The organism is Dysgonomonas sp. Marseille-P4361, from assembly GCF_900343125.1.
Classification (GTDB): Bacteria; Bacteroidota; Bacteroidia; order Bacteroidales; family Dysgonomonadaceae; genus Dysgonomonas.
The window spans coordinates 345804-358540 of sequence record NZ_OPYL01000004.1 but is presented as its reverse complement, the minus strand read 5'-3'; the positions used below and the strand labels follow the sequence as shown (position 1 = coordinate 358540).

The window sequence follows — 12737 nt, the reverse complement described above, 5'->3', positions numbered from 1 at the left end:
CAACAGCAAGAAATTAAGGTGGTTATAACACTGAGGATCCACCTCTTCCCATTCCGAACAGAGAAGTTAAGCTCAGTCGTGCCGATGGTACTGCATATTTGTGGGAGAGTAGGTAACCGCCGTTTTAAAGTCAGTAGCGTCTTTTAGTTTAACTAGAGGACGCTACTTTTTTGTATATATACACGACCTCTACCATTGAATATAGACTCTATCCTAATTTTATTACTATCTACACAAACACAAAGACTTTTTTCAGGTCAAAGGGGGAAATATAATGTTTTTGTTGATGCTAATATATTGATAGCTAATATTTTGTGTACAATCCAAACTTGTAGTGCAATATCCTGGTATACAGGTGTTTATACTTCTGTGCTATAAAAGATATTTTGGAGTAAAGGAGATCTTTAATTCTTTTTTATCTCTGGATATCGTTAATGTAATTTTATCCCTGTTTTTTAGTATATTATAAAATTCACTATCAGTAAATAGAACCTACTTTTAATAATAGTCTTTTGAGATTATTTCTATTAGCTGTATCTTTGTACATCCTTAAAAAAAAATATTCTATCAAACTAAAATAATATCATGAAACAAGTAAGATTATTGTATCTTTTTTTAGTTCTATTATTACCATTATTTTCTGTGTCGCAAACAAAACTTGAACCAGTGGATTATGTCAATCCCTTAACCGGTACTTTATCTAAGTTTGAATTATCTACAGGAAATAACTATCCGGTAATAGCCCGTCCTTGGGGTATGAACTTTTGGTCGCCTCAAACCGGTAATATGGGTGATGGATGGATGTATACATATACAGCAGATAAGATAAAAGGCTTTAAACAAACACATCAGCCTAGTCCTTGGATGAACGATTATGGTCAGTTCTCGATTATGCCTATAACCGATAAGGTAACTTTTGATCAGGATAAGCGCGCTAGTTGGTTTTCGCATAAAGCAGAGATTGCCAAACCATACTATTATCGTGTTTATCTGGCAGACCATGATGTAACAACAGAGATTACACCAACTTCGAGAGCAGCAATGTTTAGATTTACTTTTCCCGAAAATGATAAATCTTACGTCGTTATCGATGCCTTTGATAAAGGTTCATACGTAAAGATTATCCCAGAGGAAAATAAAATAATTGGTTATACTACTAAAAATAGTGGGGGAGTTCCAGCCAACTTCAAAAACTATTTTGTGATAGTGTTTGATAAACCATTTACTTATAAAGCAGTAGTAGGTGATGGTGAAATAAGAAAAAACGAGTATGAAGCTGAAGAAGATCATGTCGGAGCAATTATTGGCTTTGCTACCAAGAAGGATGAAATAGTACATGCACGAGTAGCTTCTTCTTTTATCAGCTACGAACAGGCTGAATTGAACTTGAAAGAATTAGGAGATGATACCTTCGATCAGTTGGCTCAAAAAGGAAGAGATGAATGGAATGATGTTTTGAGTAAGATTATAGTAGAAGATGATAATATAGACAACCTTCGTACTTTCTATTCTTGTCTGTATCGTTCGGTACAGTTTCCTCGCAGCTTTTATGAAATCAATGCGGCAGGAGAGATTGTTCATTATAGCCCTTTTAATGGAGAAGTTCTACCTGGATATATGTTTACGGATACGGGTTTTTGGGATACTTTTCGTTGTTTGTTCCCATTTCTTAATCTAGTTTATCCTTCGATGAATGAAAAAATACAGCAAGGTTTGGTTAATGCTTATAAAGAAAGTGGTTTCTTGCCTGAGTGGGGAAGTCCGGGACATCGTAATATTATGATCGGACAAAACTCTGCGTCTGTTGTTTCCGATGCATTTATCAAAGGGTTGAAAGGATATGATGCAGAAATATTATGGAAGGCTGTAACAGAAGGGGCAAATAGTCATTTGACAAATACTGCATCGGGTAGAGTCGGTTATAACCATTACAACAAATATGGATATGTGCCGAATAATGTTGGCGTAGGTCAAAATGCAGCACGTACATTAGAATATGCTTATAACGACTGGGCTATTTATAAGTTTGGACAAGCATTAAATAAATCGGAGAGCGAGCTGGAGCAATATAAAAAACATGCCCTTAACTATAAGAATATCTTTCATCCCAAAAATAAATTAATGTCGGGTAGAGACGATAAAGGAGTCTTTAACCCAACCTTTAAACCAGAAGATTGGAGCAGAGATTTCTGTGAAGGTAATAGCTGGCATTGGAGTTTCTGTGTCTTCCACGATCCTAAAGGGTTAATAGAATTGATGGGAGGTGAAAAAGAGTTTAATGTAATGATGGACTCCGTATTTATCATGCCAAGTCACTTAGGATTGAAAAGTCGTGGAGTGATACACGAAATGAGAGAAATGCAAGTGATGGATATGGGGCAATATGCACATGGAAACCAACCAATACAGCATATGGTGTATATGTATAATTGGTCGGGCGAACCTTGGAAAGCTCAATATTGGGCACGTGAGATAATGGAGAAATTGTATAATCCTAATGCGGATGCATATTGTGGAGACGAAGATAATGGTCAAACATCGGCATGGTATGTATTCTCATCGATGGGATTCTATACCGTTTGCCCCGGAACAGATGAGTATATTTTAGGTTCTCCATTGTTTAAGAGTGTAAAAGTGAATCTGGAAAATGGTAAAACAATTTCTATTAAATCTGTTAATAACAAGAAAGAAAATCGTTATGTGAAGTCTGTAAAATTGAACGGAAAGAATTATTCCAAGAATTATTTTACGCATGAAGATTTAACCAAAGGGGCTACTATCGTTTTTGATATGTCGGACGAACCAAACAAAAGCAGAGGAGTTCAAGAAGCTGATGTACCATATTCATTCTCTAATGAATTGAATCAATAAACCATAATAATATAAAGAGGGAGAAAGCTTGAGCTTCTTCCTCTTTCTTTAATTAAAACAAATACTATTTGATATGATGAAAAAAACACTATTCACAATTATTTTACTGTCTTTGTCTATCTGTTTTATCAATGCACAAGACCTGATTGTTGGTTCGTATAATGTACGTAACGATAACAGAGGTGATGCCGAAAAAGGAAACGGATGGAATAGGAGATATCCTGTAATGGCTCAGCAGATTTTATTTAATGACTTTGATATTTTTGGGGCTCAGGAAGTAAAGCATAATCAGATTGAAGATTTATTAAGAGAATTACCGGGATATAGCTATGTTGGAGTTGGTCGCGACGACGGAAAAACTGCGGGAGAATACGCTCCGGTATTTTATAAAAAAGACCGTTTTGAATTGATTAAAACAGGAGACTTCTGGCTTGCCGAACAAACGGATTTTCCTAACAAAGGCTGGGATGCTGCTTTACCTCGTATTTGCAGTTGGGGATATTTTAAAGACAAAAAGAAAAAGAAGAAAATATGGTTCTTCAATCTTCATATGGATCATGTAGGAGTAGAAGCTCGTAAACAGAGTGCTCGTTTGGTATTAGAGAAGATAAAAGAAATGTGTGGGAAGAAAGATGCGGTGATCTTAACCGGAGATTTTAATGTTGATCAAACCCATGAAAGTTATAGCTTATTAGCTAATTCAGGTGTATTGTACGACTCATACGAGCAGGCTAAGGTACGCTATACACCTAATGGAACATTCAATGCGTTTAAAGGAAATTTAATGACCAATAGCCGTATTGATCACATATTTGTATCCGATAAGCTTGTAGTAGATAAATATGGAATACTGACAGATACATATCGTTCACCTAAAGAAAATAGCGAAGAAAAGCATCTCGGAGACTTTCCCAAAGAAGTGTTTTCGATGGAAGCCGAAGTACGCATGATATCCGATCACTTCCCTCTGAAAGTTTTGCTATACTATAAAAAATAAAGCATTCTATATACGTTGTTCTAATGTTATAAGGGTGAGACGAATAGTAACGGAGTTGTTCTTTAATGAGCAGCTCCGTTATTTGTTGATAATATTTTATATTTATATATATTTGTTTAACTTTATGTGCTTTGCTTTTGCAATGTGATTCGATTTTTGAATCTGAAATAAAAAGAATGCCCATTTAATCTAAACTTTATTCATGAATCGTATCCTATTTATAGGATATATCTGTAACATAAAACACATTTTTTATAAATAAAATAACCTTTAATACCAATATAACATGAAGTATTTATTATCTATTTTATGCTTGTTGTCCTCCGTTTTTACATTTGCTTCAGAGCCGGTAGATTTGCGGTGCGAACACTTGGTCAACCCTTTAGGTATTGATAAGAAGAACCCCAGATTGACATGGATGTTAAATGATGGGAGTAATGGTGCTAAACAAACAGCATACCAAGTCATTGTAGGTACAGACTCTCTAGGTGTTGTTAGATCGCAGGGAGAAATGTGGAATACCGGGAAGATAAATGCAGATAATATACTTGTTGTTTATTCGGGAAAAGAATTGAAACCTTTTACTCGTTACTATTGGAAGGTAATTGCATGGAATCAGGATGAGAAAGAAAGTTCATCTGCCGTAAACTCTTTCGAGACCGGAATAATGAATATTAATAACTGGCAAGGATCATGGATCAGCGACGGCAAAGATATCAATTATAAACCAGCTCCGTATTTCCGTAAGAAGTTCACTGCAAATAAAACGATTAAATCAGCCAGAGCATATATCGCAGCTGCTGGTCTATATGAACTGCATATCAATGGAGAGAAGATAGGAGATCATCGTCTCGATCCTATGTATACTCGCTTCGATAGACGTAATTTGTATGTAACATATGATGTAACTCGTCAGTTACAACAGGGAGTCAATGCAGTAGGCGTACTTCTTGGTAATGGTTGGTACAATCATCAGTCGTTAGCAGTATGGGATTTTGATCGTGCCCCTTGGCGCAATCGTCCTGCTTTCTGTATGGATTTGCGTATTACTTATAGTGACGGAACTGTTGAAACAGTAAGGACAGATACGGACTGGAAAACGTCTTCTGGGCCACTAATCTTCAATAGTATCTATACTGCAGAACATTATGATGCAAGGTTAGAACAAAAAGATTGGGCTACACCTGCGTTTGATGATTCGCAATGGCACGGAGTCATATATCGCTCTGTCCCTTCCGAAGTGGTTTCGGCACAGCAATTACACCCTATTCGCAATGTCTTGTCTCTTGCTACTAAAGAATTAAAGAAGTTTGATGATAAAGCTTATCTTTTCGACTTCGGGCAAAATATGTCAGGTGTAACTAAAATTAAAGTATCGGGAGAAGAAGGGACAGTTGTGAAAATAAAACACGGAGAAAGACTTTCCAAAGATGGGCGACTAGATCTTGCTAATATTGATGTCTATTACACCGGTGATAAAGAAGCAGATCCTTTCCAAACAGATGTCCTAATTCTTAGCGGTAAGGGCGAAGATGAATTTATGGCTAAATTTAACTATAAAGGGTTCCGTTATGTAGAAGTAACCAGTGATAAACCTATCCAATTGAATGAAAATAGCCTGACGGCTTACTTTATGCATAGCGACGTACCTCAGGTAGGAGAGGTGAAAACTTCTAATCCTCTTATCGATCGATTGGTATGGGCAACAAATAATGCTTATCTGTCTAACCTGATGGGATACCCTACTGATTGCCCTCAAAGAGAAAAGAACGGCTGGACGGGAGATGGTCATTTTGCTATAGAAACAGCTCTTTACAACTATGATGGAATCACTGTTTATGAGAAATGGCTAGCCGATCATCGAGACGAACAGCAACCGAATGGAGTATTGCCCGATATTATTCCAACAGGAGGATGGGGATATGGTACAGATAATGGTTTAGACTGGACAAGTACAATTGCTATTATTCCTTGGAATCTTTATCTGTTTTATGGGGATAGCCGACCTTTGGAGGAATGCTACGAAAACATCAAACGTTATGTCGATTATGTGGATCGCACTAGTCCCGAAGGGCTTACCTCTTGGGGACGTGGAGACTGGGTTCCGGTTAAGTCTCGTTCAAATAAAGAACTGACGTCTTCTGTTTACTTTTATGTAGATACAAAGATTCTGGCAAATGCAGCATTGATATTCGGAAATGACGCAGATTATGACTATTATTCGCAATTGGCAGAGAAAATTAAAAATGCGATCAACGATAAATATTTGAATCGTGAGACTGGTATTTATGCCAGCGGTACTCAAACCGAACTGAGTGTCCCACTACAGTGGAAGATTGTTCCCGAAGATATGATTGCTAAAGTAACTCAAAATCTTGCCGACAAAGTAAAAGAGACAGGCTTCCATCTGGATGTTGGTGTACTTGGAGCAAAAGCAATATTAAATGCATTGAGTGAAAACGGACATGCCGAGACTGCTTATAAAGTAGCTGTACAAGATACCTATCCGTCTTGGGGCTGGTGGATTGTAAACGGAGCTACGACATTGCTCGAAAACTGGGATCTGGACGCAGAACGTGATATTTCGGATAATCATATGATGTTTGGCGAAATAGGAGCTTGGTTTTACAAAGGGCTGGGAGGTATATTCCCTGATCCGGAAAAACCTGGATTCAAGCATATTATCCTGCGACCTAATTTTATAAACGGATTGGAGCAATTTGAAGCGAAGCATCAGTCACCATATGGAGATATTGTTTCGAAATGGACTGCGAAGAAAAAGAATATCACATATGAAGTAACAATTCCGGCTAACAGTTCAGCAACGCTTTATTTACCTGATAACATAAAAGGAGATAAAATGATGACATTGGAATCGGGAACGCATGTGTTGAAATTAAATAAGTTGAAGTAATCAGAAAAGTTTGATCTAGATGAAAAATACATAAAACAATAGCCTCTATTAATAGAGGCTATTGTTTTATAATAGGAGAAAAATTGCTCTTCTTATAAATCTTGAACAATATCTCTGTTTTAAGGAAATAGACTGTTATTTAGATATGATTATCCTTTATATTTGTATATTCGAGTTTCTAAACGAAACCAAACATATAAGAAGTAATGAGAAGAGTTGTCATTTTGATATCTTGCATACTAATCGCTTTTTCAGCAGGCGCAAAAAAGAAAATAAAGCCTAATAGCGGAGGTACAAAGCAAAAAAACTACTATTCGGTGATACCTTACGAAAATATATGGGGTACACTGGCAGTTATAAAAGTAGAAGTAGGCGGAAAAGAGCGATGTTTTTTACTCGATACGGGAGCCGTCACTTGCATTAGTCAGGAACTGGCAGACGAGTTGAAACCAAAAGTAACGGAAACTATCTCTATGGAAGATGCAGAAGGTTATTCTGAAGAAACGACTGTGTGTGTTATTCCCGAAATAAAGGTAGGTGGAGTTTTATTCAAAAAAATACCTGCTGCTGTAATAAAAAAGGCACCTTTTACATATTGTCACGAACTTGACGGTGTTATAGGTAGCAACTTGTTACGCAACTCTATCGTTCGCTTTTCGCACAACGATAAAACGATTACCTTAACCGACCAGCCTAAGAAACTCAGCCTTCATAACAAAGAGGAACTTTCTTCCGAAATATTCCTTGAATCCAATCAAAGCTCACCTTATATAAAGACATATATACTAGACAGTCTCAATGCTGATGTAGATCTTATGTTTGACAGTGGAATGACAGGACTCTTTGATATGGCATTAAGACATTTTCATCTTTTCAATGAGCATCAGATATTTTCGGATAGTATATGGGAAGCATCAGGAAGTAATACGCATGGATTTTTCGGTAAAAACCAAGATACTATCAAGTATAGCTTTTCGGTGAAAGCTTTCGTTCTCAACGATTATATATTCAAGAATTTAAGAATAAACACTACAGCTGATGACAATTCAAGAATAGGTGCGGAGTTTATGAAGTATGGAGATATTACGCTCGATTACAAAAATAAACGTTTCTACTTTGAGCCATACTCGGACGAAGAGCCGGACTTATCTTACACACTGAATTCTTTTTCTTTCAATGTAGAAGGCAATAAGTTGATTGTCGGAATTATTTGGGATCCCGAGATGGAATCTCGTATCAGTGTCGGCGATCAGATAATAAGTATCAATGGCATACGTTTTGATGAGATGTCAGAGTGTGAGTTGTTATTATACGATATGGATAAGGCATTATCAGAAGGCTTGAAAGAAGATCAAAATGAAGGCTATATTGAAGTGAAAAGAAAAGACTCAGATGAAATAGAGAAAGTAACGATTCTCTATACGAAGCATAAAGAAAGGGGAGTTTAATAGAAGATAAATGATCATATTATGAGAAGATTGACTATCGTGCTATAAAATCTGAATTATAGGATTAAGAGCAAAGAACAGAATAGCTACAGAGTATATTATTTTTAGTTAAGATAATTTTATTTGAATAAAAAAGCTGTATCTTTGTGCTCAATTAAGTGGATAGATTTGTATTGCTTGCAACCACATAAAAAAAATGCTAAAACATTTATTCCAGTTTCAGGCGTCAATACTTATCCTTCCTTATTTGTTTAATAACAGTAAAAAATAATTATAAATGAGTTATTTATTTACATCTGAGTCCGTATCTGAAGGACATCCAGATAAGGTAGCGGATCAAATTTCAGATTCATTATTGGATGAGTTCCTAGCCTATGATCCAAATTCAAAAGTTGCTTGCGAAACTTTGGTGACTACTGGTCAGGTAGTTCTAGCCGGGGAAGTTAAATCAAAGGCATACATTGATATACCCGAAACCGCTCGTAAAGTAATCGAGAAAATAGGTTATACAAAGAGTGAATATCAATTCGAAGCTAAATCGTGTGGTGTACTTTCTGCTATTCACGAGCAATCTGATGATATTAATAGAGGTGTAGACGGTAAAGTTGATCCGATGGATCAAGGAGCCGGAGACCAAGGCATGATGTTTGGTTATGCAACAAGCGAAACCGATAATTATATGCCTTTGGCGTTAGACTTATCACATGCTTTGTTGTTGGAATTGGCTGCAATCCGTAAAAATGAATTACACTTGATGCCTTACCTTCGTCCTGATGCTAAATCGCAGGTAACAATTGAGTATGACGATAATGGTACACCATTGCGTATCGATACCATTGTAATATCTACTCAGCACGATGAATTTGCTGATGATGCTACAATGCAGGCTAAAATCAAGGAAGATGTCGTAAAGATCCTTGTGCCACGTGTGATGGAGAAATATAAATTCAGAGAAGATATTCTTAAGCTGTTCGCAGGTGATATTACATATCATGTTAATCCTACGGGTCGTTTCGTTATAGGAGGTCCTCATGGAGATACAGGTCTTACAGGACGTAAGATTATTGTAGATACTTACGGAGGCAAAGGTGCTCATGGAGGTGGAGCTTTCTCAGGTAAAGATCCTTCAAAGGTTGACCGTTCGGCAGCTTATGCAGCGCGCCACATAGCAAAAAACCTAGTTGCAGCAGGTGTTTCGTCTGAGATATTGGTACAGGTATCTTATGCTATTGGGGTGGCAAAACCAATGAATATTTATGTGAATACATACGGAAAAAGTTCGCTTGCTATAACTGATGGCGAAATAGCTCAAAAAGTTGAAAAACTATTCGATATGCGCCCTAAAGCAATAGAAGAAAGATTGAAGCTAAGAAATCCAATCTATTCTGAAACTGCAGCGTACGGACATATGGGTAGAGAACCACAAGTGGTTAAGAAAGAATTTAAATCAAGATATAACCCGGAAGGTATTATTCGCGAAGTAGAATTATTTACTTGGGAGAAACTGGATTATGTGGATGCAATTAAAAGAGAATTTAATTTATAATTCATAGAAAATATTTCCACTTCATGTTAGGTGGAAATATTTTTCTTACATCAAAAAAAGTATAACTCTGAAAACTGCTAATGTGAAATGACAGAACACAAAGACTATATATTGTCGGCTAATGTTCTCAATTTAGATTCTTTAGATTCTCGTGCAGAAGTAAGAGATAGCATAAACGGGTCTGAAATGAAGAGAGATTCACTTCAGGTTGCGCAAACTAGTCAAATTACACAAGTAAGACATGAAGGGGATAAAATGCCGTTTGCCGTAGAGCAAGCTGATGGAGTCTTTTTCTTATTACTTATATGTTTTTTATTTTTTACTCATGTCTATCATGGCGGAGTTACGTACTTAAAAGAAAAAACGAAGCTCCTTTTCTCATTCAATAGCGAAAGACGTGTTATCTACAGCCAGATAACAGCTAAAGAAACATTTTATAGTTATTTTCTGGTAGCTCAGGCGATAGTTCTGATTTCTATATGTTTATATGATTGTCTGGTTGTCTATTCAGCTTATGAACCTTCTTCCAGCCCTTTGTTGACCATATTAATGTTCATCGTTCTGATTGCTTTATTTTATGGGTTTAAGGATTTCTTATACCGGCTGTTAGGCTATATATTTGATGTTAAGCCAAAAATGACTTTGTGGCGACAAAAGTCTGTCGCTATGATAGAAATATTGGGGATTCTGTATTTTATACCAATTTTACTCCTTTTGTATGCTAATGTGTATAATATACAGATATTTGTATTTATGGGAGTTTTGTTTCTAATAGTGCAAATAATATTTTTTTATCAGATAATATTCTTTTTTATTGAAGAAAAATTTAACTTTTTGTGTTTGATTGCGTACCTTTGCACCTTTGAAATATTACCCTATATATTTCTAATTATAGGAGCGATTTATTTATATAGAATTGACGTTTTAACCATATTATGACTTTGAAAGTAAAAAAGGTTTTAATATCCCAACCAAAACCAAGTACAGACAAATCTCCTTATTTTGATATTGCTGAAAAATATCAATTGCAGTTAACTTTCCGTCCTTTTATAAGAGTTGAAGGCTTGGATGCAAAAGAATTCAGATTGCAAAAAATCAATATTCAGGATTATACTGCTGTTGTATTCACAGCTAAGGTTGCTATAGATCATTTCTTTGCTTTGTGTGAAGAATTTAGAATTATTATGCCCGAAACGATGAAGTATTTCTGTATTTCAGAAGCTGTAGCATTGTATCTGCAAAAATATATAGTGTACAGAAAACGCAAAATATTTTTCAGTACAACAGGTAAAATGGATGGGCTTTCTGCTGCTCTGACCAAGCATAACAAAGAGAAATATATTGTTCCTGTTTCAGATGTTCATTCTGAAGACTTAACGGCAGTTCTTGACGAAAGAAAAGTAAATTATACGAAAGCGATTATGTATCGTACAGTAAGCAATGAATTTACTGAAGAAGAAATTCTTTCGTACGATATGTTGATCTTCTTTAGTCCGGCAGGAATCGTGTCATTGTTAAAGAATGCACCTAACTTTGATCAAGGAGAACGCGCTATCGGTTGTTTTGGTGCTTCAACAGCAAAAGCAGTAAAAGATGCAGGTTTGCGTCTCGATTGTGAAGCTCCTCTTCCGGGAGTGCCTTCTATGACAGCAGCATTCGAAGCTTTCATTAAAGAGAATCATAAAGCGAAATAGAATAAGCAAGGATAATATAAAAGCTTAACTTTACACAGTTAAGCTTTTTTTATTTTAAAGAATGCAAATCGAAGATAAAGATTTAGGACTTATCAAGCTTGTCGAGAATACTCGGGCAAGGAGGATAATTGTAAGAAAAAAAGATGAATTCTTACAACTGACCTATCCTTTGGGTGTGAGTATGTCGTATATCGAAAAGGTGTTGCATGAAATGAAACCTCGCTTGCTAAAAATGGTAGAAAGGAAAAAGGAAAAACTGACTTTTACACCCGATACACAATTCGAAACATTCAGTTTTGAGTTAAGGATACAAGAAGCCTCTGCTACTACTAATTATTATGTCAGCTTAAAGGGAGGGATCTTGTCTATTTCGTGTCCGTTAGGTACAGACTTTAAGGATGCTCTAGTTCAAGATAAGATACGGCTTGTTTTGGAAAATGCGTTTAGAAATGAAGCTAAACGAATATTTCCATATAAGGTGAAGATGCTGGCTGAACGATATAATTTTACAGTTACTGACGTAAAAATAAATAAGAGTCGTACGCGATGGGGGAGCTGCAATTCAAAAAAGAGTATCAACTTATCCTATTTCTGTATGTTACTTCCTGAACACTTAGTAGATTTTATAATGTTGCACGAACTCTGTCATACAATAGAAATGAATCATGGCCCCCGATTTTGGGAACAGTTGGATCGCGTAACTGGAGGCAGAGCTAAAGAATTAACAAAAGAACTGAAACTGTTCAAGATAAATTGGTGATCACTATTTATCTAAAAAATCTTTTCCGAAACTGAGAGGCAATAACTCCTGTATTGATGCTACTTCATATATTTTATCCTTACCATACATTATTATTTTAAATGGCTTATCGAATCTATTCTCTATTTCCAATAGTGTTTGTCTGCACGAACCACAAGGATAGCAAGGCATAGAGGTGTAATCATCTCCCGAATACGCAGCGATAGCAATGGCTTCGACCGGGATGTCCGGATATAGCGAGTTTGCTGCAAGCATAGCTACTCGTTCAGCACACAACCCCGAAGGATATGCTGCATTTTCCTGATTGTTGCCGGTTATAGTTTCTCCGTTTGATAATAAAACTGCCGCACCAACGCGAAAACCGGAATAGGGGGCATAGGCACGCTTTGCGGCCAGTTTTGCATCCTCTATAAGTTTTTTTATATCTTGAGAGTACTCATCAATGCTGTAAACGAGTATCTTTGTCGTTAAATTGTATATTTCCATAATTGAAAAATAAGAGTAATG

General features: G+C 36.3%; 9 protein-coding genes and 1 rRNA gene. 9 read left to right on the top strand and 1 reads right to left on the bottom strand.

Annotation, left to right across the window (positions count from 1 at the left end; all coding sequences use genetic code 11):
* Nucleotides 1–14: 14 nt before the first annotated feature.
* The 9 genes from rrf to DHU68_RS10160 all read left to right on the top strand — a co-directional run bounded on the left by rrf (nt 15) and on the right by DHU68_RS10160 (nt 12230).
* Nucleotides 15–125: ribosomal RNA gene (gene rrf / locus DHU68_RS10200) — 5S ribosomal RNA — on the top strand.
* 460 nt (nt 126–585) lie between these two features.
* Nucleotides 586–2871, top strand: coding sequence for a GH92 family glycosyl hydrolase (locus tag DHU68_RS10195; protein ID WP_108822878.1), 2286 nt, complete (start codon nt 586–588; stop codon nt 2869–2871).
* A 76-nt stretch (nt 2872–2947) separates the two neighbouring features.
* Nucleotides 2948–3868: an endonuclease/exonuclease/phosphatase family protein gene (locus tag DHU68_RS10190; protein ID WP_108822896.1), complete on the top strand. Its 921-nt coding sequence runs from the start codon at nt 2948–2950 to the stop codon at nt 3866–3868.
* Between the two features lie 286 nt (nt 3869–4154).
* Nucleotides 4155–6782, top strand: a complete 2628-nt coding sequence (locus DHU68_RS10185) for a glycoside hydrolase family 78 protein (protein ID WP_108822877.1) — start codon at nt 4155–4157, stop codon at nt 6780–6782.
* 206 nt (nt 6783–6988) lie between these two features.
* The gene (locus tag DHU68_RS10180) at nt 6989–8230 is read left to right on the top strand and encodes a retropepsin-like aspartic protease (RefSeq protein ID WP_108822876.1); all 1242 of its coding nucleotides are present in this window, start codon (nt 6989–6991) and stop codon (nt 8228–8230) included.
* A gap of 277 nt (nt 8231–8507) precedes the next feature.
* A complete protein-coding gene (metK, locus tag DHU68_RS10175; RefSeq protein WP_108822875.1) occupies nt 8508–9776 on the top strand; it encodes a methionine adenosyltransferase in 1269 nt (422 codons plus the stop codon).
* Between the two features lie 87 nt (nt 9777–9863).
* On the top strand, nt 9864–10715 hold the full coding sequence (locus DHU68_RS10170) for a DUF4271 domain-containing protein (protein ID WP_108822874.1): 852 nt from the start codon (nt 9864–9866) through the stop codon (nt 10713–10715).
* Between the two features lie 2 nt (nt 10716–10717).
* Nucleotides 10718–11470 (top strand): uroporphyrinogen-III synthase, encoded by a 753-nt coding sequence (locus DHU68_RS10165; RefSeq protein WP_185117506.1) that lies wholly within the window; start codon nt 10718–10720, stop codon nt 11468–11470.
* Between the two features lie 61 nt (nt 11471–11531).
* Complete coding sequence (locus DHU68_RS10160) at nt 11532–12230, top strand: M48 family metallopeptidase (protein WP_108822872.1); 699 nt, start codon at nt 11532–11534, stop codon at nt 12228–12230.
* 3 nt (nt 12231–12233) lie between these two features.
* Here DHU68_RS10160 and cdd read toward each other — a convergent pair whose 3' ends face one another.
* Nucleotides 12234–12716 carry a cytidine deaminase gene (gene cdd, locus DHU68_RS10155; RefSeq protein ID WP_108822871.1) on the bottom strand — a complete coding sequence of 161 codons (483 nt, stop codon included), beginning with the start codon at nt 12714–12716 and terminating at the stop codon, nt 12234–12236.
* Nucleotides 12717–12737: the final 21 nt, after the last annotated feature.